The 22998-nt window shown below is 75.7% G+C and carries 20 protein-coding genes and 2 pseudogenes; 9 read left to right on the forward strand and 13 right to left on the reverse strand.

All coding sequences use genetic code 11. The features are described from left to right. The first annotated feature begins 59 nt into the window (after nt 1-59). Nucleotides 60-1724 carry a bifunctional 3-oxoadipate enol-lactonase/4-carboxymuconolactone decarboxylase PcaDC gene (gene pcaDC, locus BS72_RS08965; protein WP_078901175.1) on the forward strand — a complete coding sequence of 555 codons (1665 nt, stop codon included), beginning with the start codon at nt 60-62 and terminating at the stop codon, nt 1722-1724. A gap of 152 nt (nt 1725-1876) precedes the next feature. On the opposite strand, the gene BS72_RS08970 is transcribed toward pcaDC, so the two are convergent. The 3 genes from BS72_RS08970 to BS72_RS08980 all read right to left on the reverse strand — a co-directional run bounded on the left by BS72_RS08970 (nt 1877) and on the right by BS72_RS08980 (nt 3956). Continuing rightward, nucleotides 1877-2128 (reverse strand): TfoX/Sxy family DNA transformation protein, encoded by a 252-nt coding sequence (locus BS72_RS08970; RefSeq protein WP_037908500.1) that lies wholly within the window; start codon nt 2126-2128, stop codon nt 1877-1879. 234 nt (nt 2129-2362) lie between these two features. After that, a complete protein-coding gene (locus BS72_RS08975; RefSeq protein WP_037908503.1) occupies nt 2363-3142 on the reverse strand; it encodes an exodeoxyribonuclease III in 780 nt (259 codons plus the stop codon). Nucleotides 3143-3311: 169 nt separating this feature from the next. Further along, on the reverse strand, nt 3312-3956 hold the full coding sequence (locus BS72_RS08980) for an MBL fold metallo-hydrolase (protein WP_037909685.1): 645 nt from the start codon (nt 3954-3956) through the stop codon (nt 3312-3314). A 177-nt stretch (nt 3957-4133) separates the two neighbouring features. Between BS72_RS08980 and BS72_RS08985 the strand changes: the two are divergent. Next, a pseudogene (locus tag BS72_RS08985) lies at nt 4134-6001 on the forward strand (transketolase). Nucleotides 6002-6375: 374 nt separating this feature from the next. Here BS72_RS08985 and BS72_RS08990 read toward each other — a convergent pair. Further along, nucleotides 6376-6762 (reverse strand): DUF6479 family protein, encoded by a 387-nt coding sequence (locus tag BS72_RS08990; RefSeq protein ID WP_051950840.1) that lies wholly within the window; start codon nt 6760-6762, stop codon nt 6376-6378. Nucleotides 6763-6878: 116 nt separating this feature from the next. Continuing rightward, nucleotides 6879-8216 carry a MocR-like transcription factor YczR gene (yczR, locus tag BS72_RS08995; protein ID WP_232792288.1) on the reverse strand — a complete coding sequence of 446 codons (1338 nt, stop codon included), beginning with the start codon at nt 8214-8216 and terminating at the stop codon, nt 6879-6881. Nucleotides 8217-8860: 644 nt separating this feature from the next. Here yczR and yczE point away from each other — a divergent pair. The 3 genes from yczE to BS72_RS09010 all read left to right on the forward strand — a co-directional run bounded on the left by yczE (nt 8861) and on the right by BS72_RS09010 (nt 11499). Beyond that, nucleotides 8861-9511, forward strand: coding sequence for a membrane protein YczE (yczE, locus tag BS72_RS09000; protein WP_051951006.1), 651 nt, complete (start codon nt 8861-8863; stop codon nt 9509-9511). 77 nt (nt 9512-9588) lie between these two features. Continuing rightward, the gene (locus tag BS72_RS09005) at nt 9589-10581 is read left to right on the forward strand and encodes an SGNH/GDSL hydrolase family protein (protein WP_037908505.1); all 993 of its coding nucleotides are present in this window, start codon (nt 9589-9591) and stop codon (nt 10579-10581) included. Nucleotides 10582-10746: 165 nt separating this feature from the next. Next, the gene (locus tag BS72_RS09010) at nt 10747-11499 is read left to right on the forward strand and encodes a ZIP family metal transporter (RefSeq protein ID WP_037908507.1); all 753 of its coding nucleotides are present in this window, start codon (nt 10747-10749) and stop codon (nt 11497-11499) included. A 40-nt stretch (nt 11500-11539) separates the two neighbouring features. Here BS72_RS09010 and BS72_RS09015 read toward each other — a convergent pair whose 3' ends face one another. The 4 genes from BS72_RS09015 to BS72_RS09030 all read right to left on the reverse strand — a co-directional run bounded on the left by BS72_RS09015 (nt 11540) and on the right by BS72_RS09030 (nt 15292). Continuing rightward, nucleotides 11540-12397: a hypothetical protein gene (locus BS72_RS09015; RefSeq protein ID WP_063836011.1), complete on the reverse strand. Its 858-nt coding sequence runs from the start codon at nt 12395-12397 to the stop codon at nt 11540-11542. Nucleotides 12398-12606: 209 nt separating this feature from the next. Continuing rightward, nucleotides 12607-13167 (reverse strand): isochorismatase family protein, encoded by a 561-nt coding sequence (locus BS72_RS09020; RefSeq protein WP_037908510.1) that lies wholly within the window; start codon nt 13165-13167, stop codon nt 12607-12609. A gap of 197 nt (nt 13168-13364) precedes the next feature. Beyond that, nucleotides 13365-14864, reverse strand: a complete 1500-nt coding sequence (locus tag BS72_RS09025; protein WP_051950841.1) for an MFS transporter — start codon at nt 14862-14864, stop codon at nt 13365-13367. After that, on the reverse strand, nt 14861-15292 hold the full coding sequence (locus BS72_RS09030) for a MarR family winged helix-turn-helix transcriptional regulator (RefSeq protein ID WP_107498718.1): 432 nt from the start codon (nt 15290-15292) through the stop codon (nt 14861-14863). The genes BS72_RS09025 and BS72_RS09030 overlap by 4 nt, the downstream gene beginning before the upstream one ends. Nucleotides 15293-15481: 189 nt before the next feature. On the opposite strand from BS72_RS09030, the gene BS72_RS09035 reads away from it, so the two are divergent. The 3 genes from BS72_RS09035 (at nt 15482) to BS72_RS09045 (ending at nt 18440) form a co-directional block, all read left to right on the forward strand. Beyond that, on the forward strand, nt 15482-15997 hold the full coding sequence (locus BS72_RS09035) for a hypothetical protein (RefSeq protein WP_037908512.1): 516 nt from the start codon (nt 15482-15484) through the stop codon (nt 15995-15997). A gap of 149 nt (nt 15998-16146) precedes the next feature. Then, a complete protein-coding gene (locus BS72_RS09040) occupies nt 16147-17013 on the forward strand; it encodes an inositol monophosphatase family protein (protein ID WP_078901176.1) in 867 nt (288 codons plus the stop codon). Then, complete coding sequence (locus BS72_RS09045; protein WP_232792289.1) at nt 17010-18440, forward strand: phytoene desaturase family protein; 1431 nt, start codon at nt 17010-17012, stop codon at nt 18438-18440. Before BS72_RS09040 ends, BS72_RS09045 begins: the two co-directional genes overlap by 4 nt. A gap of 113 nt (nt 18441-18553) precedes the next feature. Here the strand turns inward: BS72_RS09045 and BS72_RS09050 are convergent, their stop codons facing one another. Both BS72_RS09050 and BS72_RS09055 read right to left on the reverse strand, forming a co-directional pair. Next, nucleotides 18554-18871: a hypothetical protein gene (locus BS72_RS09050; RefSeq protein WP_037908515.1), complete on the reverse strand. Its 318-nt coding sequence runs from the start codon at nt 18869-18871 to the stop codon at nt 18554-18556. Between the two features lie 368 nt (nt 18872-19239). Then, a pseudogene (locus tag BS72_RS09055) lies at nt 19240-19719 on the reverse strand (NUDIX domain-containing protein); the annotation flags it as partial. A gap of 141 nt (nt 19720-19860) precedes the next feature. Here BS72_RS09055 and BS72_RS09060 point away from each other — a divergent pair. Then, nucleotides 19861-20961 carry a glycerate kinase gene (locus BS72_RS09060; protein ID WP_037908517.1) on the forward strand — a complete coding sequence of 367 codons (1101 nt, stop codon included), beginning with the start codon at nt 19861-19863 and terminating at the stop codon, nt 20959-20961. Nucleotides 20962-21478: 517 nt separating this feature from the next. On the opposite strand, the gene pssA is transcribed toward BS72_RS09060, so the two are convergent. Further along, complete coding sequence (pssA, locus tag BS72_RS09065; protein WP_037908519.1) at nt 21479-22333, reverse strand: CDP-diacylglycerol--serine O-phosphatidyltransferase; 855 nt, start codon at nt 22331-22333, stop codon at nt 21479-21481. Beyond that, a complete protein-coding gene (locus tag BS72_RS09070; RefSeq protein ID WP_037908522.1) occupies nt 22320-22967 on the reverse strand; it encodes a phosphatidylserine decarboxylase in 648 nt (215 codons plus the stop codon). Before BS72_RS09070 ends, pssA begins: the two co-directional genes overlap by 14 nt. Nucleotides 22968-22998: the final 31 nt, after the last annotated feature.

The raw sequence follows: 22998 nt of genomic DNA on the forward strand, positions 1-22998 counted from the left end.
CCGCACGCGAAGGGGCAGGCCCCTGCCGCGTCCCGTACGGCACTCGATAGCGTGAGGCGATGAGCGACGTGACCGACCAGACCGCCGACCGGCTCGGCGGCCACCCCAGCGTGCCCGCCCACCGCCGCACCGCCGGCCAGGACGGCGACGCCTACGAAGCCCCAGCCGTCCCCACCGCGCCGCCCGCCGTCCCCGGAGGCGGCGCCGGCCACCCGCAGGGCTTCGAGGGCTACCCGGGCGGCAAGGGCTACTACAAGGGCGAAGAGGAGGACGACGAGGGCTACGACGGGTACGACGCGTACACCGCCGCCTTCGGCGCCGCGGGACCGCCGGCCTCCGGCGGCGCGCACGAGGACCGCGAGCCGTCGGCCGCGCCGGAGCCGCGCGACCTCCCGGACCAGGCCGACCGCCGCGGCACCGCCGGTGCCGACGGCCCCTCCGCGCTGCCCGCAGCGTCCCCGGTGGAGGACTCCGAGGAGCGCGACGACCACGAACCGCCCCTCCAGTACCGTTTCGACGGGCCCGAGGACGGCCCGGTGCTGGTCCTCGGCCCCGCGCTCGGCGCGACCTGGCACATGTGGGACCGCCAGATGCCGGTGCTCTCGGCGACCTGGCGGGTGATGCGCTACGAGCTGCCCGGGCACGGCGGCGCCCCCGCCGAACCCGCCTCCACCGTCGACAACCTCGCCCGTCGGCTGCTGGCCGTCCTCGACGACGAGGGCATCGACACCTTCGGCTACGCCGGCTGCGAGCTCGGCGCCGCCGTCGGCGCCCGGCTGGCGCTGCTGCGGCCCGACCGGCTGGCCGCCCTCGCGCTGGTCTCGGCGGCGGCCCGCTTCGGCACCGCGGACACCTGGCGCCAGCGCGGCGTCGTGGTCCGGGCCAACGGCCTGGAGCGCACCGCGGCCCTCACCCCGGAGCGCTGGTTCACCGGCCCCTTCGTGGCCACCCAGCCGGCCATCACCGAGTGGGCGGTGCAGATGGTCAGGACCACCGACACCGCCTGCTACATCGCCGCCTGCGAGGCGATGGCCTCCTTCGACATCCGCGAGCAGCTCGCCTCGATCACCGTCCCCACCCTGGTGGTGGCCGGCGTCGACGACACCGAGACGCCGCCGGCGGTCGCCCGTGTGCTGGTGGCCGGAATCCGCGACGCCCGGCTGGCCGTGGTGCCCGGCACCGGCCACCTCGCGCCCGTCGAGGAGCCCGCCGCCGTCGGCGACCTGCTGGCCCGGCACTTCGAGAGCGCCTGGGCCGAACGGACTCCGCAGGGTGCCCCGTTCGCCCCGGCACCGCCACCCGTGACGCCCCGCCCCGCCTCCGCCGCACCGTCCGGCGGCCCCGACGTGTACGCCGAGGGGATGCGGCTGCGCCGGGAGATGCTGGGCGAGGCCGAGACCGAGTCGGCGCTGGCCCGGATCGGCGACTTCGGTGCCGGATTCGACGCCTACGCCACCCGCTGGGCCTGGGGCGAGACCTGGACCCGGCCCGGCCTGGACCGGCGCGCCCGAACCTTCGTGGCGCTGTCGGCGCTGACCGTGCTCGGACAGCTCGGCGAACTCGCCGACCACACCCGGGCGGCGCTGCGCAACGGGCTGACCCCGGCGGAGATAGAGGAGACGCTGCTGCACACCGCGGTCTACTGCGGCCTTCCGGCGGCCCGCGCCGCGGTGGACGCCGCGCGCGCCGTCATCGAGCAGGAGACCGGCGGCAGTCCGCTGTAGCGACGGTGGTGGTCCGCTGTGTGGCCGCCTGGCGGCGGTCCGCTGCCGCCGCCGCGGAGCCGCGCGGGCGCCCTCCGGCAGCCCGGAACGCCGCTCCGCCTGCCCGCGCTCCGCAGGGGTCGGCGGCCGGCCGGCGCGGCCGGCCGCCGACCTCATCCCAGGACGCGGTTGACGAGGGTGTCGCGCTCCGTCTGGGGGATGGCCGTCCAGCGCATACCGCGCAGGGCGCCCTCCAGGGCCAGCAGGGTGTGGGTGCGGGCGTCGTCGGGCAGCTCCGGGCTGATCTTCTCGAACGCCCGGCCCGAGCCAAGGCGGCGCAGTTCGCCCGCGTCGCCGACGCCCGCGCGGCGCAGCCGGTCGGCCAGCACCGCCCCGATGTTCGGCAGTTGTTGAAGGGAGTCCACGTCGTGCCTCCGTACAAGCCGGTGGTGAAGGTGGTCTGAGGGTGCGTCACGGGGACGCTGCGCTGGGAACCCCGTGGGTGTCCGCAAGGTCCTGGCCGGGGTGTTTCTCCCGACAGGCCCCAGCCATCATGCACACAGCCCCCGCCCGGCCCGGCCGTTCGGGGGCTGACACGCCCGTGGCCGTCCCCCGCTGTGGTGACGCGCCCACCGCCTCCCGGGCGCACGGCACCCGGTTCACACCTCCAGATCCACCACCACGGGCGCGTGGTCCGAGGCACCCTTGCCCTTGCGCTCCTCGCGGTCCACGTAGGAGTCGGACACGGCCTTCGCGAAGGGTTCGTTGCCGTACACGAGGTCGATCCGCATCCCGCGGTTCTTGGGGAAGGCCAGCTGGCGGTAGTCCCAGTACGTGAACGGGTGGTCGTACTTCAGCGGGCGCGGCACCACGTCGCCGAGGCCCACGCCGCGCAGCCCGGCCAGGGCCTCCCGCTCCTGCGGGGTGACGTGGGTGGCGCCCTCGAAGACCGCCGGGTCCCACACGTCGGCGTCGGTGGGGGCGATGTTGTAGTCCCCGAGGACGGCGAACGGGCGCTCGCCCGCCGCGTCCCCGGCCACGGCCGCGCGCAGCGCCTCCAGCCACTCCAGCTTGTACGCGTAGTGCGGGTGGCCCACCTCCCGGCCGTTCGGCACGTACACCGACCAGACGCGGACCGGGCCGCAGGTGGCGGCGACGGCGCGGGGTTCCTCGACGCCCTCGTAGGCCGGCCCGTCGGGCAGGCCGTGGACCACGTCGGCCAGGCCGACCCTGGAGATCACCGCCACGCCGTTCCACCGGCCGGTGGCCTGCACCGCCGCCTCGTACCCCAGTTCGCGCAGCTCGTCGTGCGGGAACTGCTCCGCCGTGCACTTCGTCTCCTGGACGCACAGCACGTCCGGGGCGCCGCTCTCCAGCCAGGCCAGCAGCCGGGGCAGCCGCGCGGTGATCGAGTTGATGTTCCAGGTCGCGATACGCATGCCCTCAACCTAGCCGCCCGGTCGGACAACCCGGTGGGACGACCCGATCGGACGACCCGGGTCAGATCGGGGCGGTCGGACCACGGCCGGTCGGACGGTGGTCCGACGGTGGTCGGACCGTGGCCGAAGCGGCGGTTCCGAAGGCGGTCGTACGTGCCCCGGGCGTCGGTCAGACGGCGAGGCTCTCGCCGAGCCCCAGCCGCAGGTGCTCGGTGCCGGACCGGTCGCCGAGCAGGCCGCCGATCATGCCGTCGTAGGCCGGGCGGGCGAGGTCGGTCAGCAGCGCGTCGTGCACGTCCAGCGCGCGGTCCGGCTGGACCTCGCGGATGTAGTCGACGACCTCGGAGAGCTTGCTCCAGGGCGCCTGGACCGGCAGCAGCAGCGTGTCGATCGGCCGCCCGGGAACCGTCAGCGCGTCGCCGGGGTGGAAGACCGAGCCGTTGACGAGGAACCCGATGTTGGTGATCCGCGGGAAGTCGGGGTGGATCACCGCGTGCAGCTCGCCGTGCACCTGGACGTCGAAGCCGGCCGCGGTGAACGTGTCCCCGTGGCCCACGGTGTGCACGCGCCCGGGGAACGCGGCGGAGACCTGGTCCGCGACGCTGGCCAGCGTCCACAGCTCGGCGGCCGGGTTGGCCTCCATGCCCGCCCGCAGCCGCCCCTCGTCGAAGTGGTCGGCGTGCTCGTGGGTGATGAGGACGACGTCCGCGCCGACCGCCGCGTCCGCCTCGCCGAAGGCGCCGGGGTCGATGACGAGGACCCGGCCGTCCTGCTCAAGGCGTACGCAGGCGTGGCCCTTCTTAATCAGCTCCATGGGGTCCATCATGCCCGCGCGCCGCCCGTACCGCCCCTCCAGGGCCGTCGGCGCGCCCCGGGCGGCCGTTTGGCGGGACATGCCCCGGGCAGCCGAGTCACGAGGGGGCGGAGCCGCACGCCGTGCGCCGGCGCCCCCTCGGCCGTAGGACCCGCCAGCGAGAGGAGCACCGCCGCCATGGCACCCACCGTCACCCAGGACACCGTCCTCAACGACGCCCAGATCGCCGAACTGGCCCAGCAGCTGCGGGTCGACTCGGTGCGGGCCGCCGACGCGGCCGGTTCCGGGCACCCCACCTCGTCCATGTCCGCGGCCGACCTGATCGCCGTCCTGCTCGCCCGGCACCTGCGCTACGACTTCGACCACCCCGACGACCCCGGGAACGACCATCTGATCTTCTCCAAGGGCCACGCCTCCCCGCTGCTGTACTCCGCGTTCAAGGCGGCCGGCGCCGTCACCGACGACGAACTGCTGACCTTCCGCAAGCTCGGCAGCCGCCTGGAGGGCCACCCCACCCCGAAGATCCCGTGGGTCGACGTGGCCACCGGCTCCCTCGGCCAGGGCCTGCCCATCGGGGTCGGCGTGGCGCTGTCCGGATCCCGCCTGGACCGGCTGCCCTACCGCACCTGGGTGCTGTGCGGCGACAGCGAACTCGCCGAGGGCTCGGTGTGGGAGGCGTTCGAGCACGCCGGCATGGAGGGCCTCGACCACCTGACGGTGATCGTCGACGTCAACCGGCTCGGCCAGCGCGGCCCCACCCGGCACGGCTGGGACCTGGAGGCGTACGCGCGCCGGATCAGGTCCTTCGGCTGGAACACCGTCCAGATCGACGGGCACGACGTCGACGCCATCGACGAGGCCATGGCCGCGGCCCGCACCACCCGCGGCGCGCCGACCGCGATCATCGCCAGGACCCGCAAGGGCAAGGGCGTCGCCGCCGTGGAGAACCAGGAGGGCAAGCACGGCAAGCCGCTGCCCGACGCCGCGGCGGCCGTCGCCGAACTCGGCGGCCTGCGCGACCTGCGCGTCGAGGTACGCCGCCCCGACCCGGTCGACGCCCCGCGGCGCCCGGCCCCGACCCGCACGCGAAACTGCCCCGCTACGACAGGGGCGCCGAGGTGGCCACCCGTACGGCCTTCGGCGAGACGCTGGCCGTCCTGGGGTCGCTGCGCGGCGACGTCGTGGCCCTGGACGGCGAGGTGGGCGACTCCACCAAGGCGCAGCTCTTCGCCGCCGACCACCCCGAGCGGTACTTCGAGTGCTACATCGCCGAGCAGGAGCTGATCGGCACCGCCGTGGGCTTCGGCGTGCGCGGCTGGCACCCCTACGCGGCGACGTTCGCGGCCTTCCTCACCCGCGCCCACGACTTCCTGCGGATGGCCGCGGTCTCCCGCTCCGACATCAACGTCGTCGGTACCCACGCGGGCGTCGCGATCGGCGAGGACGGGCCCTCCCAGATGGCGCTGGAGGACCTGGCCATGACCCGCTCCCTGCACGGCAGCACCGTGCTGTACCCGTGCGACGCCAACCAGACGGTGCAGTTGCTGACCGCCATGGCGGAGCGCCCGGGCATCTGCTACCTGCGCGCCACCCGGGGGAACACGCCGGTCATCTACGGACCCGAGGACGCCTTCCCCGTCGGCGGCAGCAAGGTGCTGCGCTCCGACCCCGAGGACCAGGTCACGCTGGTCGCCGCCGGGGTGACCGTGCACGAGGCGCTGACCGCCGCCGACAAGCTCGCCGCCGAGGGTGTCAAGGCCCGCGTGGTGGACCTGTACTCGGTCAAGCCCGTGGACTCCAGGACGCTGCGCGAGGCCGCCCGGACCACCGGCCGCTTCGTCACGGTGGAGGACCACCACCCCGAGGGCGGGCTGGCCGACGCGGTGCTGGAGAGTTTCGGCGACGGGCACCCGATGCCGCGGCTGACCCGGCTGGCAGTGCGCACCATGCCCGGTTCGGCGACCCCCGCCGAGCAACTGGACGCGGCCGGTATCGGTGCCACCGCGATCGCCGCCGCGGCCCGCGACCTCGTCAGCGGCGGCTGACGACCAGGTCCCGGTCGTCCGGCCTCTGGGGGCGGCCGACGTCCGGGGCGGCTTGGCCGGCTTCCGGTGCCATACCGCGACATCGCGCGGGTTCGGGTCCTGACGTCGAAGATTCACCCCTACGTGGCCCGACGTGGCCGATGTGGCAGCGGTGATGCCGTCGGCGGCGCCATCGGCGGTACGGGAGCGGCTGCGTGGCGCGTCGGGTGACCGGGTGACCGGGTGGATGGTGCCGCCCGCGCCGCCAGCCGCCGTCAGCCGCGGCCCGTCAGCCGCGGCCAGCACGGTCCAGCGCTGCCCGGCCGCAGACGCGTAGAGGCGCGTTTTCGGTCCCCGGTGAGAGCACCGGGGACCGAAAGCGCGCCTGGCCGACCTCAGTCGACGTTGGGACCGCTGTGGCGGCGCGGGTGCGAGGGGACGCGCCCGGCGTGGACGCCGGAGTCGTGCACCTCGTGCGGGAACCTCCGGCGGCCGTCGGTCGGCATCACGTCGGGCTCCGTCAGGCGCGCGTCGTGGCTGCGCGCACCGTCACCCTGGTGGCCGGGGCCGTGGTCCGGCGGGGCCCCGGTCTCGTGTTCCTGGCGGGTCTGCCACGCACCCGACCTGGGATGTTCGCCCGGGGGTACGGGCGGCTCGCGACGGCGCATCCCGATCCAGACGCCGCCGATCAGGACGAGCACGATGCAGATACCGATCACCAGGGGCGCGATGGCACCGTCGGGGAGCGCGAGCTGGGTCATCTGCTGCGCGGATACGGACATTTCGGCACCTCCTCATCCTGCGGATTCCCCGCCTCGCCCGCTCCAATCCTGCGCTGACCAGGCAAGGCGCCGGACCCGGGCCCGCCGGACCGCTCCGCCGTGCCCCCTGGGCCCGGTCAGGCCACCCAGCGCGTCCGCGCGGCCACGGACGTACGCGCCGGCCCGGCGGCCAGCGCCGCTGCCAGCCGCCGTACGGCCTCGCGCAGCGTGCCCGGCGGCAGGGTGAAGGGGATGCGCAGCCGCTGCTCGAACAGGCCCGGGTCGGCGCCGAAGAACCCACCGCCCTCGATCCGTACGCCGTACCCCAGTGCCCGTTCGGCCAGCCCTGAGGCGACCGGCTCGCCCAGGTCGACCCAGAACGACAGCCCGCCCGGCGGCGTCCGCCACCTCCAGCCCGGCAGGTGTTCGGCCAGCGCCCCGGCCAGCGCGTCCCGCTGCTCCCGCAACGCGTCCAGGCGTGGCGGCAACAGCTCGCCGGCCCGGTCCAGCAACCGCGCCGCCACCAACTGGTCGAGCACCGGCCCGCTCAGGTCGGTGGCGATCCGCTGTGCCGCCAGCTCCGTCACCAGCCGTGCGGGGGCCCGCACCCACCCGACGCGCAGGCCGCCCCAGTACGACTTGCTCATCGACCCGATGGTGACCACCTGCCCGGCCCCGCCGGGTGCCGAGCAGGCGAACGGCGCCGGGGCCGGCACGTCGAGCGCCAGGTCGGCGAGCGTCTCGTCGGCCACCAGCCAGGTGCCGGCCCGCCGCGCCGCGCCGGCCACCCGCTCGCGGTCGGCCTGGGGCATCAGGCAGCCCGTGGGGTTGTGGAAGTCCGGCACCAGGTAGCCGAGCCGGGGCACCGTCCGGCGCAGCACCGCCTCCACCACGCCGGCGTCCCAGCCGCCGTCGGCCACCGGGACCGGCGCGGTCCGCAACCCGGCCCGCCGGAACGCCTCCAGGGCGTTCGGGTAGGTCGGGTTCTCCACGAGCACCCGGTCGCCGGGGCCGCACATCAGCCCCGTCACCAGGCTCAGCGCGTGTTGTGCGCCCGAGGTGACGAGGACCTGTTCGGGCACCGTGGCCAGGCCGCGGGCGGTGAACCGCTCGGCCACCAGGGCGCGCAGCTCCGGCAGGCCGAAGGGGTGGTAGCCGGGTGTCGCGGCGTGCCCGGCCAGCCGCGGCGCGGCCTGCTCCAGGGCCCGCTCCAGCACGCCGCCCGGGAGGCCGGGCGCCGCCCTGGCCAGGTCGATCGCCGAGTCGGACGGCTCCAGGAAGCGGTCGACGCTGCGCGGCGCCCGCCCGCGCGGCAGCGCCGTCCAGGTGCCCGCCCCCTGCCGGCTGCGGGCGTAGCCCTCCTGCCGCAGCAGGTCGTAGGCGGCCGTGACGGTGGGACGGCTGGCACCGACGGCCGCGGCCAGCTCCCGTTCGGCCGGCAGCCGCGTGTGCAGGGCGATCCGGCCGTCCAGCACCAGGCCGCTGATCTCGTGGGCCAGATGGCGGTACGCGGCGACCCCCGGGGCGGTGCCGACAGCATCCCGGCCAGGCTCCGCCCACCCACGCCGGGGGCTCCGGGCCTGGCCCCGTCGGCGTCCCCCTCCGGCGCCGGATCCCGGTGGGGCTCCCGAGCGCCGACGGCAGGGCCGGACGCCCTGGCCGCGTCCGCCATGCCATTGCCATCTGATTGGCCATCCCGCGTCATACCAATCACGGTACAGACTCCTGGCCGATCCTCCGTACCGCTCCGTACCGCTCCGTACCCGTCCCGTATCCGCCCGCCGAACGGAAAGGCCCGGCCATGCCCGATCCCGCGTCTGCCGCGACCACTTCGACCGCCGACCTGATCGCCGTCGCCGCGACGCCGGCCGCCGGGCCACCCGACCGCCGCGGCGGTCCGCCGTCCCGGCCGCGACGCGCGCTCCTCGACGCCGGTATCGGGCAGCTCCGCGGCCGCCGGACACCGGAGGCCCGGGTGGGCACGCCCGTGTCCGGTGGCCGGGCCCACCCGGACCCCGGCCTCGTGACCGGCCCCGCCGCCTCCTCCACCGCGCCACCCACCGGGCCGCGGCCTCGGGGCCGGGAACCCGGGGCACGGCCCCGGCGCCGAGCCCGGACGATGCCGCCGCTGACGTACCTGTCGTTGCGCGAGCGCCCGCTGGCCCGGCTGCCCAGGCTCTTCGGCGGGCTGGCCCTCTACGGGTTCAGCCTGGCGCTCATGGTCCGGGCCCGGCTGGGCGTCAACCCGTGGAGCGTCCTCTACGAGGGGCTGGAGCGGCACACCCCGCTGAGTTTCGGCACGATCAGCGCCGTCGTCGGGGTGCTCGTACTGCTGCTGTGGGTGCCGCTGCGGCAGCGGCCCACGTTCGGGACCGGCGCCAACGTCGCCGTGCTCGCCGTCGCCTCGGACCTCGGCCTCGGCCTCGTCGCGCCGCCCGCCGGGCTGCCCGCGCGGGTCGCGCTGCTGGCCGCGGGGGTGCTGCTCAACGGCCTGTCCGTCGCCGTGTACGTCGGCGCCCGCTACGGGCCCGGTCCGCGCGACGGGCTGATGACCGGGGGCGCCGCGCTCACCGGCCGCTCGGTACGGGCGGTGCGGACGGCGATGGAGGCGGCCGTCCTGGCAGCGGGGTGGCTGCTGGGCGGTTCGGTGGGTGCCGGCACCGTGCTGTACGCGCTCGCCGTCGGCCCTGTCACCCAGTTCCTGCTGCCCCGCCTGGCCTTCCGCGATCCGGGGAAAGCGGAAGCGACCGGAGGGCGTCGGGGGCATTGACAGCGGGCGACGCGCGGTCGAGCCTTGACCGGCACCGCGGGGCCACGGGGCGGCGCGGGCCACCAGGGGAGGGTGCGATGCGCGGGAAGACGGCCGGGCACACCGCGGGGCAGGGATCGGGAGCAGGCGGCAGGGGACGGCGGGCGCCGGCCCTCGGGATCGCGGCCCTCGGCGCCGCCCTCGCCCTCACGGCGGGGGCCGTCACCCCGGCCGCCGCGGGTACGACCGGGACGGGGCTCGGCTCGCACGCCCCCGGCCACGGCTCGCACGCCCCCGGCCACCCCGGGTACGGGCACTACACCGCGCTCGGCGACTCCTACACCTCGGGCCCGCTCATCCCGACCCAGGTGGACGCGGCCTGCGAGCGCTCCGACCACGACTACCCGTCGCTGGTCACCGCCGCCGGCGCGGCCCGGCGGCTCGACGACGTGAGCTGTGGCGGCGCCACCACCGTCCAGATGCGGCAGGCCCAGGGCGCCAACCCGCCGCAGCTGGACGCGGTGCGGCGCGACACCGACCTGGTCACCCTCCAGATCGGCGGCAACGACATCGGCTTCGGCTCGATCATCTCCACCTGCGCCTCGCTGGGCGCCACCGCTCCGGCCGGCGACCCCTGCGAGCGGCACTACACCTCGGGCGGCACCGACCAGCTGGCCGGCGCCGTCCGGGCCACCGCGCCCAAGGTGGCCGCCGTGCTGCGGGCGGTCCGCGAGCGCGCCCCGCACGCGAGCGTGGTCGTCGTCGGCTACCCGGACCTGCTGCCCGACCGCGGCCCCGGCTGCTTCCCGACGGTGCCCTTCGCCGCCGGGGACGTCGCCTACCTGCGGAGCACCGAGAAGCGGCTCAACGCCATGCTGGAGGCCGAGGCGCTGCTGCACGGTGCCCGGTACGCCGACACCTACACGCCCACGGTCGGGCACGACATGTGCCGGCCGGAGGGCGTGCGGTGGATCGAGCCGCTCGTCCCCGCCGCGCCCGCCGCCCCGGCCCACCCCAACGCCCAGGGCGAGCGGGTGATGGCCCACGTGGTCCAGGAGCGCCTCGGCTCCCCGGTCCTCTCCGGCTGGTGACGTTCGTGACGTTCCCGGGGGCGGCGGCCTGACGGTCCGGCCGCCGCCCCCGGACCGTCACCGCAGGTCGGGCCGTACGGCGGCGGCCGGTGCGGCCGCCGGGCCGGAGCCGCGGAACCCGGACCCGGATTCGCTCCTGACCGGCGTGTCATGGATCATGTCTCCATGCCCGTCCTGGTAGCCGCTGGCGCTTTCGTGATGACCCTGATCGGCGGACTCGTCGCCCAGCGCATCGGAGACCGCCGCCACATGGTGCTCGGGCTGGCCGCCGGACTGATGCTCGGAGTCGTCGGCTTCGACCTGCTGCCGGAGGCGCTGGACAACCACCCGGGACACGTCTTCGGCGTCCCCGCCGGGCTGCTGATGTTCGTGACCGGCTTCCTGGCCCTGCACGTGGTGGAGCGCTCGGTGGCCATCCACCGCGCCCACGAGGGCGAGTACGCCTCCCACACCCACGGCCACGGGCACGCCCACGAGCCGGTCAAGGGCATCGGGGTGGCGGCGGCGGGTGCCCTGGTGGGCCACAGCGTCATGGACGGCTTCGCGATCGGCGCCGCCTTCCAGGCCGGCCAGACCGTCGGCATCGTGGTGGCCATCGCGGTCATCGCCCACGACTTCGCCGACGGCTTCAACACGTACACGATCACCCGGCTCTACGGGAACGGCCGCCGGCGCGCCCAGGCGCTGCTCACCGCCGACGCGCTGGCCCCCGTGGTCGGCGCCGCGATCACCCTGGCGTTCACCATCCCCAGCGGCGTGCTCGGGCTCTACCTGGGCTTCTTCGCCGGCTTCCTGCTCTACCTGGCGACGTCCGACATCCTGCCCGAGGCGCACACCCCGCACCCGTCCACCTCGACGCTGGTGTGCACGGTGGCCGGGGCCGGGCTGATGTGGCTGGTCATCGGCCTGGCCGACTGAGAGCGGGTCCCGGGGAGCGGGTCCCCGGGCCCCGGCGCCGTCACGACCCGGCCGCACCCTCGCGGTCGGCGTCCCCCGGTGCCTCCGCGCGGTTCGCGGCGGACTCCTTCCCGTCCCGGCCCGCACCGCGGCCGATGCCCCTGCCCAGCCCCCGTCCGCCTGTCCGCGCCGAGCGGGCCGGGCCGGTGGCGGCCCTCGTGACGTCCCCGACCAGCTCCACCACGTCGGCGCCGTACGCCTGCGAGTTCACCACCCGCAGCAGCAGGCAGAACGTCGCGTCCAGGCCGTACCGGCGGGCGAGGCGGACCTGGTGGCGGGCCAGGTAGCGGGTGGCCGCCTGGTCGGCGATGCCGCGCTGCCCCGAGGCGAGGAAGACCGGCCGGTCGTTGCCGGACTCGCGGTTCGACGCCAGCCGGGCCAGCAGCACGTACTCCACCGCGCCCTTCTCCATCCGGTAGGTCTCCCCGCCGACGGTGATCGCGCCCTGGTCCGGCCCCGGCGCCGGGCTGGTGTCGACCTCCAGGCCCGGCAGCATCGACCTCAGGTGAGCGGCCAGCCGCAGGTTGGAGGCGGGGTTGCCGACGCAGAACTCGGTACGGGCGCCGAACCCCTGCCACGCCGTGTCGTGCGCCAGCACCTCCGCGTGCGCTCCGCACTCCTTGATCGCGGCGGACAGCTCCAGCAGCGCGAAGGCGTCGTGCCGAGCCAGGCTCCAGCCCCGGGAACCGGGGTCCCGGGGCACCACCAGCAAGCACTCCGACTCCGGTGGCAGGCCGAGGAAGCGCTGCTTGCGGGCGAGCCGCCGTCGCCCCAGCTGCCCGTGGAGGAGCCAGCCCGCCAGGCCGCCGACGACCAGGGCGGCTGTGACCAGAACGAGGTCGAGCACGTCGTCGCTCATGGCGCGGCATCGTAGCGGTGTTCGAGCCGGGCTGTGGCCCTTCGCGCGCACCCGACAGGCCGGCCTGCCCTTCGGCGCCCGTCCTCCCGCCCCCAGGGGCCCGCGCTCCCGCCCCCGGACGCACGCCGGCCCCGCCGTCCGGGGGTCGGGGTGGACGGCGGGGCCGGTGTCGCGACGGGCCCGGCCTGACGGCCGGACCCGCGGGCGTGTTACTTCGCGGCCAGCAGCGCCAGCACGTCGTCGGTGCCGCAGGTCTCGCCCAGGCGCGGGAAGATGCGGGTCACGGCGTTGTGGTGGGCGTCCGCGTCGGTGTCGGTCACGGCGTCCACGGCGACGGTCACGTTGTAGCCGTGCTCGTACGCGTCACGGGCGGTGGACTCCACGCCGATGCTGGTGGAGATGCCCGTCAGCACGATCTGGGTCACGCCGCGGCGGCGCAGCTCCAGGTCCAGGTTGGTGCCGTAGAAGGCGCCCCACTGCTTCTTGGAGACGGTGATGTCGCCGGACTCCTGGCCCAGCTCCTTCACGAGCTCGGTCCAGCCCTCGGGGAACTGCACGGAGCCGCCGGGGCCACCGTCGTTGCGGCCGGGCGCGACGTCCACGACGTTCACCAGGACAACCGGCAGGCCCTTCTCACGGAAGGCCGCGGCCAGCTTGGCGCTGCGCGAGATGACCTCGGCGGCCGGGTGCACGGTCGGCAGCGCGACGATCCCCTGCTGGAGGTCGATGACGACCAGGGCGGTACGGGGGTCAAGGGTGGTGGCGGGCATGTGCGCTCTCTTCCTTGGGTGTGGTTCTCGTTCGGGACCTTCCGGGGTGACCCGGGAGGCGGGGATGGTCTTGGGGGTGGCGGCGCCGGTCGCGGGCGGTCGGCGCCGCGGTGCGCGCGGGTGGCCCGGCGCCGGCCGGTTCGGGCCCGGACGGCCGGGCCCGGCGGGGCCGGACCGGCGGTCCGGGCACGTCCGGCTCATTCCTTCGCGGTCCGCAGCGAGCGGTCCAGCACGGTCAGCAGCAGCACGGCCACACCGAGGGCGGCCGAGGTCAGCGCCATGTCGTGCAGGCCCGAGTCCGTGGCGCGGTTCCCGTAGAACAGGCCGATCAGGCTGGCCGCGGTGATCGCGCCGATGTACTGGGCGGTGCGCTGGAGCCCCGCCGCGCTGCCGATCTGCCCGGCCGGCGCCTGGCCGTACACGGCGGCCTGGTTGGCGGTCGAGGCCAGGCCCTGCGGCAGGCCGAACAGCGCGCCGGCCGCACCCAGCGCCAGCCCGGGGGCGGTGTGCCCGGCGACCAGCAGCGTCCCGCAGCCGGCCAGCATCAGCACGGCCGCGACGGTCAGCGGCGCCCGGATGCCCTTGGTACGGGTGCCCAGCATCGAGGTGACCATGGCCGCCACCGACATGGGCAGCATCAGCAGGCCCGCGGTGGCCGAGGAGTAGCCGTGCGCGTCCTCCAGCCACTGGGCGTAGCCGTACATCATGCAGTAGATGACCAGGTAGGTCATGCCGTGCCGCAGGTACGTCAGCGTCAGAGGACGGTTGGCCGCCAGCATCCGCAGGTCGACGAAGGGCGCCTTCTGGCGCAGCTCCCACACGGCCATCAGGGCGGCGAGCACGGCGGCTCCGCCGAGCACCGGCCAGTTCGGCGCGTCGAGCCGCATGAGGAAGAGCATCAGGCAGATCAGCACGGCGGCGAAGAGCAGCACGCCCACCGGGTCCATGCCCGAGCCGGCCCTCCCGGCCGCCCCCTGCGCTTCGGAGCCCTGCTCGGCGGGCTTCGTACGGATCTCCGGCAGCCACAGCAGCGCCAGGAGGAAGCCGACCAGGGCCAGCGGCAGGTTCACCGCGAACACCGCGCGCCAGCTGAGCGTGGACGCCAGCACACCGCCGAGGACCGGGCCGACGGCGGCACTGGACAGGCCGGCCAGCGACAGCAGCCCCAGGACCGGGCGCGGGGTGGGTACCCCGAGTGCCTGCGAGTGCGCGCGCAGCAGCGCCATGGCCGCCGGGTAGGCCGCCGAGGTGCCGATGCCCAGCAGGACGCGGGAGGCGATCAGCCAGCCCAGCGACGGCCCGAACAGGCCGACGGCGCCGGCCGCGGCGACCACGAGCAGGCCCGCGAGGAAGACCCGGCGCGGCCCGAGCCGGTCGGCCAGCCGGCCCATGGCCGGCTGGGCCACGGCGCTGGCCACGTACAGGCTCGACACCAGCCAGGCGGTGTCGGCCGCGCCGACGTGGAAGCTGCCGCCGATCGCCACCAGGACGGTGGCGATCATGGTCGAGTTGATCGGGTTCAGGACCGAGCCCAGCATCAGCGGGACGATGAGGCGGGGGCCGAAGTTGCCGCGGCCCTCGGCCGCTCCGCCCTGGCCGGCGGACGTGTTCGCGGAGGTCTTCGCGGACGTGCCGGCGGGCTGGTCGACGGAAGGGGCCGCGGCCGCGCCGCGGCCGGATATCCGGGGGGCGCTCATGCTTCCACCAGCCGGCGCAGCAGCGGCAGCACGGCGGCGAGCGCCTGGTGCTCCTCGGGGGTCAGCTCGGCGTCGAGGGCCTCGGCGAGCCAGCCGCGGCGGGCGCGCCGCCCTGAGCCGAGCAACTCGACGCCCTCCGGGGTGAGCGAGAAGACGACCTGACGGCCGTCGGTCGGATGCGGGGCGCGCACCACGAGGGCGCGCTCCTCCAGGGCGGCGAGGGTGGCCCGCATCGACTGCGGGCGCACCAGCTCGCCTCGGGCGAGTGCGGCGGTGGTTGCCGGGCCGGTCCGCTCCAGTCGCCCCATGACGGAGTTCTGGGAGGGGGTCAGCTCGGCTTCGGAGGAGACAGCCCGCAGTTTGCGCGACATCTGCGAGACAAGCGTCGTCAGCTCGTCGGCGGTGCGGGCCCGGTCGGAACGTGGCATGGCCCCACCATACGAGTTCGACAGGCAAACTTGCAAGTTTGCCTGTCGGCATGTCGCTCTGGCCTGCAACTTTACTCTCCTGGTCATGAGAGTCCGCACCGGCGGTCCAACCGGTCGGCGCGATCCGCCGCGCGCGGGGCCGCTCCCCGCTACCGTGGGTGGTGAAGCCGACGCGGACGGGGGCGGGCCATGGACGGCGTGTCGGCGGCGGCGCTCGCCGCACTGGCGGGCGGTGCCGGCGGGGAAGCGGGCCGCCAGGCGTGGGCCGCGCTGGCCGCACTGGTTCGCCGACCCTTCCGGCGAGCCGGGGCCGAAGAGGCCGAAGAGGCCGAGGGGGGCGAAGAGGCCGGGCAGGCCGCTGAGGCCGTGGCCGGAGAGGGCGACGTCGAGGCGACGGCCCCCGCCCCCGGCGAAGCCGCGCTCGCCGCGCTCCAGGCCGCCCCGCACGACCTCCCGCGGGCCGAGGCCCTGCGCTCCGCCCTGGCCGCCCGGGTGGCCGCCGAGCCGGAGTTCGCCGCCGCCCTCGCCGAGTGGCGGGCCGCGCTGCCGTCCCTGGACGCCTCCACGGCCACCAACACCCTGTCCGGCACCGCCTACGGACCGGTCGTCCAGGCCCGGGACATCTCCGGCGGCCTGACCTTCGGCTACCCGGCCGTCTCCAACGCCCCGCCCCCGCCCCCGCCGCCTCCCGCGGACCCCTCCTGAGCGGGGGCCGCGGCCTCCCCGCAGTCGGCCCACGCGGCGCGAACCGGCCCAGGCGGAGGGTGTGTTGGGGTCGCGGTGGACCCGGGCCGGGCGCGGGCGGGGGGACGACCGGCTGACCGCGGGCGCCCGCCGTCTGCTTTGATGGCCGTATGGGCAACGAGGTCGGTACACCGGCTGGCGGGGTGGACGCGCAGGACGTCGACGGGGAGCTGCTGGCCGCCGTCGAGCGGATCGTCAGGGCGGTCGTCGCCGAGGAGGTCGTGCCGCGGTGGCGGCGGCTGGCCGCGTCCGACATCGCCGAGAAGAACGGCCCGCACGACCTGGTCACCACCGCGGACCGCGCCGCCGAGGCCCAACTCGCCCAGCGGCTGACCGCGTTGCTGCCCGGCTCGGTCGTGGTCGGCGAGGAGGCGGTGAGCGCCGATCCCGGCCTGCTCGACCTGCTGCGCGGCGACGCCCCGGTGTGGGTGGTCGACCCGGTCGACGGCACGGCGGCGTTCGTCCGCGGCGAGACCGGCTTCTCCACCCTCGTCTCGCTGGTGCGCGGCGGCCGGCCGATTGCCAGCTGGACCTACGCCCCGCAGCGCGGCCAGTTCGCCACCGCCCGGCGCGGCGGCGGTGCCCACCTCAACGGCGAGCGGCTGCGCACCGCCACCGACCCCGGCCGGCTGCGGCTGTGGATCTCCAACCCCGTCTTCCGCACCCCCGCCGAGCAGACCGCCGTCGCCCGCCTGGCCGCCGCCGCCGAGACGGTGCCGTGCGTGACCAGTGCCGGCCTCGGCTACCTGGAGGTCGCCCGGGGCGACGCCGACGGCGTGGCGTTCTTCTGGGAGGCGCCCTGGGACCACTCGGCCGGGCTGCTGCTGGTCCAGGAGGCCGGCGGGACCAGCCGCACCACCGCCGGGCAGCCGTTCCAGGTGGCCGGCGGCAACGCGCTGCCCTTCACCGTGGCCCGTGACGTCGCCACCGCCGACCGCGTGATCGACCTGCTCACCGGGGCCGAGGAGGATCGGTGAGCCGGGCGGTGGTGGCCGACGCGGTCGTGGTGGGCGCGGGCCCCAACGGCCTCACCGCGGCCGTCGAACTCGCCCGCGCCGGGCTGTCGGTGCGGGTCTACGAGGCGGCCGACACGGTCGGCGGGGGAGCGCGTACCGAGGAGCTGACCCTCCCCGGCTTCCGGCACGACCCGTGCTCCGCGGTGCACCCCTTCGGTGTCGGCTCACCGGTGTTCGCCGGGCTGCCGCTGGCCCGGCACGGACTGGAGTGGCTGCACCCCGAGGTGCCCATGGCGCACCCCTTCCCCGACGGCACCGCGGCCGTGCTGGCCCGCACCGTCGGGCAGACCGCCGCCTCGCTCGGTCCGCGCGACGCCCCCGCCTACCGGCGGCTGCTCAGCCCCTACGTCGGGCACTGGGACACCGTCGCCGCCGACTTCTTCCGCCCGCCGTGGGCCGGACCACCCAAGGACCTCTACCGGTTCGCCCGCTTCGGGCTCACCGGCACCCCGCCGGTGGCGGTGCTGGCCCGGCGCTTCCACGACCCCAAGGCCCGCGCCCTGTTCGCCGGGCTGAGCGGCCACGCGATCTGCCGGCTCACCGAGCCGTTCACCGGCGCGATGGCGATGATGTTCGCCCTCGCCGCGCACGAGCGGGGCTGGCCCGTGGCCCGTGGCGGCTCGCAGGCCATCTCCGACGCGCTCGCCGCCCACCTGGTCGAACTCGGCGGCACCATCGCCACCGGGACGACCGTCCGCAAGCTCGACGAGCTGCCGCCGGCCCGTGCCTACGTCTTCGACACCTCGCCGACCGCGCTGGCGCGCATCGCCTCGCTCGGCGGCCACTACCGCGGCTACCGGTACGGCCCGTCCGTCTACAAGATCGACTACGCGCTCGACGGGCCGGTGCCGTGGACCGCCGAGGCCGCCCGCCGGGCCGGCACCGTCCACGTCGGCCCCACCTACACCGAGATCGGCGACGCCCTCAACCGCGCCGTCACCGGCCGCGCCCCCCAGACGCCGTTCCTGATCACCGCGCAGCCGACCGTCGTCGACCCCGGCCGCGCGCCCGAGGGCAAGCACGTCTTCTGGGCGTACGGGCACGTGCCGCGCGGCTGGCGCGGCGACGCGACCGACGCCGTCGAGCGGCAGATCGAACGGTTCGCCCCCGGCTTCCGCGACCTGGTGCTCGCCCGCTGCGTCACCGGCCCGGCCGGGCTGGCCGCCCGCAACGCCAACTACGTGGAGGGCGACATCGCCTCCGGCGCGTTCAGCGGCCTGCAGAGCGTGCTGCGGCCGAAGCTGGCCGCGAACCCCTATGCCACCCCCCGGCCCGGGGTCTTCCTCTGCTCCTCCGCGACCCCGCCCGGACCGGGCGTGCACGGCATGAGCGGCCACAACGCGGCGAAGGCGGTCCTGCGCCACCTGCGGCTGAGCGCCCGGCGCTGAGCGCCGCGCCCGCGCGGCCCCGCGGCCTGTCGGCGAGGGCCCGGCGGGGCGGTTCCGCCAGGTGGTTGGGCCGGCGTGGCCGACGGCCCGACCACCGCTGGTGCCGGCCGTGTTCAGACGGCCGGCTGGCCCGTCTGCGGCGGCACCGCGTAGCCGGTGGCCGCGAGTGCCGCCGGCCCGCCCTCGCGGACCTCGCTGAGCGCCTTCTTGATGATCGTCTTGTGGAAGTAGCCCGCGCCGAAGCCGACGCACTGCAGCACGTACCAGAACTTCTCCGCGCCGGTCATCTCGACCAGGCCGTACTCGCTCAGCGCCTTCTTCACCGGGACCTTGGCGAAGTAGGCGGCGCCGAAGCCGATGCAGCCCAGGACGTACCAGAGGCCCTCCCAGGAGGTGGTGACGCCCCGCCCGAGGAACTGCCGCTCTGCCATTGGACTTCAACTTTCTGACATCGTGTCAACTGGCACCGAAGGTGCCGGGGCCTGGGAAGTCCACCGCCCCCCGGCCGTCGCGTACCGCGCCGCGGCGGCCGCCGCACGCGGGCGTACGGAAGCCGCCGGGCATACGGAAGCCCGGGACGGAGTCGACGTGGACGCGCACGACCGCCGAGCCGTCGAACCCGCGTGCGGCTGGGCGCCCCCTGGTGCGCAAGCCGCAGCCTAGGCGAGTTCAGGCCACCTGTCCCCGCCTTCGCGTCAACTCCTCGTCATCGCTGGGTGTCCAGGGCCTTTCCGTCCGCTGCTGCTGCTGCTGCCGCCGCCGGCCCGGCCTGGGCCAACGCCGCCTGGTCGGCGAGGTGTCCGTCGACGAGTTCCGCCGGCCCGGTGCCCGCCGCGAGCGCGGCGAGCGCCGCCCGCACCCGGCGGGCGGCGTTGGCGGGGAGGTAGGCGTCCAACTCGCCGACCGGGACCAGCTTCCAGGAGTCCAGCTCCTCCTCCTGGATCCGGATCGCGGCCAGTTGCGGCTCGGTGAGCACGCCGCCGTCGTAGAGGTAGACCGACAGCGGCGGCCGGTCCGCCCCCGGTACCCAGTCCACCGCCAGCAGCGCCCCCGGCGGCAGGTCGAGGCCGATCTCCTCCGCGGTCTCACGGCGGGCGCCCTGCCGCGGGCCCTCGCCGCTGTCGGACTCGATGGTGCCGCCCGGCAGCGTCCAGGTGCCGTCGTCGCGGTAGTTGGGCTCGACCAGCAGCACCCGGCCGTCGGCGGACCGGAAGAGGCTGCTGGCGCTGGCGAGGATCTTCGGCAGTGACGCGATGTAGGCGGCGTAGTCGGAGGTCATGGGCCCAAACCTACGGCGCCGCCGGGACGGTGGCGGTGCGGTCCGCCCGAGCGGGCCGGGATAGGGTCCGGTGGCGCGACGTTCCCAACGGAGGTTCGACAGGTGTCGACGGGTGGTTCTCAGAATTCCGCGGTCGGACGGGTGCTGGTGGCCGCCGACAAGTTCAAGGGTTCGCTGACGGCGGCGGAGGTCGCCGCGCACGTCGCGGCCGGACTGCGGACGGTGGCCCCGGCGGTGCGGGTGGCGGCGCTGCCGGTGGCCGACGGCGGCGACGGCACGGTGGCCGCGGCCGTGGCCGGCGGCTTCGACGAGCACACCGCCCGGGTGACCGGGCCGCTGGGCGAGCCGGTGGCGGCCCGCTACGCCCTGCGCGGGAGCACCGCGGTGGTCGAGATGGCCGAGGCGTCCGGACTGCGGCACCTGCCGCCCGGGGGCTTCGCGCCGCTGACCGCCACCACCTACGGCACCGGCGAGCTGCTGCGGGCCGTCCTCGACGCGGGTGCCCGCACCATCGTGCTCGGCGTCGGCGGCAGCGCCACCACGGACGGCGGCGCGGGCATGCTCAGCGCGCTCGGCGCGCGGCTGCTGGACGCCGGCGGGGCCCCGCTCGCCCCCGGCGGTGCCGCCCTGGGCGGCCTGGCCGAGGCCGACCTGTCCGGGCTCGACCCCCGGCTGGCCGCCGCCGAGGTGGTGCTGGCCAGCGACGTCGACAACCCGCTGTGCGGGCCGGCCGGCGCCGCGGCCGTCTACGGCCCGCAGAAGGGCGCCGCCCCCGCCGACGTCGAGCTGCTGGACGCCGCGCTGGCCCGCTTCGCCGCGGTGCTCGGCCCCGAGGCGGCCGGCCGTCCCGGCGCGGGCGCCGCCGGCGGGGTCGGCTACGGCGCCCTGGTGGGCCTCGGCGCCGTCTTCCGGCCCGGTATCGACGTGATGCTCGACGTCCTCGGGTTCGCCACCGCGCTGGACGGGGCCGACCTGGTGATCACCGGTGAGGGCTCCTTGGACGCCCAGACCCTGCACGGCAAGGCCCCGGCCGGGGTGGCCGCGCGGGCCCGCGCCCAGGGCGTGCCGGTGGCGGCGGTGTGCGGGCGGCTGGCGCTCAGCCGCGAGGAGCTGGCCGCCGCGGGGATCTCCCGCGCCTACGCGCTGACCGACCTGGAACCCGACCCGGAGCGCTGCATGGCCGAGGCGGGCCCGCTGCTGGAGCGGGCGGCGGCGGCGCTGGCCGCGGACTTCCTCAGCTGATCGGACCGGAGCGGGGCCCGCTGATCGGACCCGGGCGGCCCTGCCCGGCCCTCCCCGGTACCCCCGGTCCTCCCCCCGGCCTGCCCTGCCCGGCCTGCCGGTTCCGAGCCGTCCCCGGCCTGGTCCGGACATCCCGTCCCGGCCCCGGACAGGGCGCGCCGTCGGCCGTCGGCCCCCTGGCCTCGTCCGGGCCTCAGGGCCCCGTGCGCTCCCCACCGGAGTCCGAGCCGGTGCATCCCGAACGGCTTGCGTGGGCTTGCGCGGCCTTGTACGGGCCGCTGCGGGCTTGTGGCCATTGCCTCCTGGAATCCCCCCAGCTCCCCCCGCCCGCCCGCCTGAAGGGCCTCTGGTGGCCTCCTGGACGGCTTCGCCGTCATGTGCCAGGGAGCGCGACGCGGCGCCAAGCCGGCCAAAACGCCGGATTCCCCGCCCCAGCCACCCTGCGGGCGGGTGGATGGGAGCGGGGAATCCGAGGGATCTCAGCGGCCCTCAGGAGGGCCTTCCGGGCGTCCGGGCCTCAGCGGGCCGCGGCGCGGGCCTCCCGGCGGGCGGCCCGCATGGTGTGCACCCGGCGGGTCGTGGCGAAGCACGGGATGGTCGCCGCCGCCACGCACTGGAGCGCGCACCCGGCCTGGAGGAGCTGGTGGCCGCCGGGCACGTCGAACGTCCAGGCGGCGAGGCAGCCCATGCTGACCAGCGTCCAGCAGAAGGTGATCAGCGCCAGCCGGCCGCGCGGCTTGGGGTACTCGACCCGGCTCACCATGAGCCAGGCCACTCCGACGATCGCCACCACCGTGGGCAGGAACGGCAGCTCCAGCAGGACCAGCGACATCACCGTCATCGCCCCGAAGGGGCTCGGCATGCCCTGGAAGAAGCCCTCCCGGACCGTGGTGCACGAGAAGCGGGCCAGTCGCAGCACCACCGCGAGCACCACGAGGACCGCGGCCGCCGTGGCCACCTTGCCGTGGGCGCCGTCCGTGACGATGCCCCACACCACCACGAAGTACGCCGGCGCCAGCCCGAAGCTGATCAGGTCCGACAGGTTGTCCAGCTCCGCGCCCATCGCCGAGCTGCGCAGCTTGCGTGCCACCAGCCCGTCGAAGAGGTCGAAGACCGACGCCATGAGCATCAGCGTCACGGCGTTGCCGGCGCTCTGCTTGGACATCGCGCTGCTGCCGGTGCCCATCAGGTGCGGGATCAGCACCCCGGTGGTGGTGAAGTACACGGCCATGAAGCCGCAGATCGCGTTGCCGAGAGTGAGCGCGTCGGCGATGGACAGCCGGGTGGACACCGGCAGCTCGTCCGCGTCGGTCTCCAGCTCCGTGACCCAGTCCGAGCTGCCGGCCTTCGTATCGTGCTCAGTCACGGTCAAGGCGCGTCACCCCAGCGGTGGTCTTCTGCCCCACGTCCACCCCGGGCTCGACGCCCTCGGGCAGGTAGACGTCGACGCGCGACCCGAACCGGATCAGCCCGATCCGCTCACCCTGCTCGACCTTGCATCCGCGCGGCACGTACGGAACGATCCGCCGCGCCACCGCCCCGGCGATCTGGATCACCTCGACGTCGCCGATCTCGGTGTCGAAGTGCCAGACAACCCGCTCGTTGTCCTCGCTCTCCTTGTTGAACGCCGGCACGTACCCGCCGGGGACGTGCTCGACGGAGGCGACCGTGCCGGCCAGCGGAGCGCGGTTGACGTGCACGTTGAGGGGGCTCATGAAGATCGCCACCCGGGTGCGCCCGTCCTTCCACGGCATGACGCTCTGCACCACGCCGTCGGCCGGGGACACGACGCGGGCGTCGGTGATCTCCCGCTCCGGGTCGCGGAAGAACCACAGCATCCCGGCGGTCAGGGCGGCGGAAGGGACGGCCAGCGCCGCCCAGCGGCCGGAGCGGCGGGCGCGCAGCAGGCTCACGGCCGCCGTGGCCGCGGTGGGCAGGAGCCACGGCGTCGCACCCCGCGCGAGGCGGACCCGGCCGCGGGGTGCAGAGGGTTGGCTGTGGGGCATGGAAGACCTTCGTAGCGGAGGATGCCGCGAG

It is taken from the genome of Actinacidiphila yeochonensis CN732, assembly GCF_000745345.1.
GTDB lineage: Bacteria > Actinomycetota > Actinomycetes > Streptomycetales > Streptomycetaceae > Actinacidiphila > Actinacidiphila yeochonensis.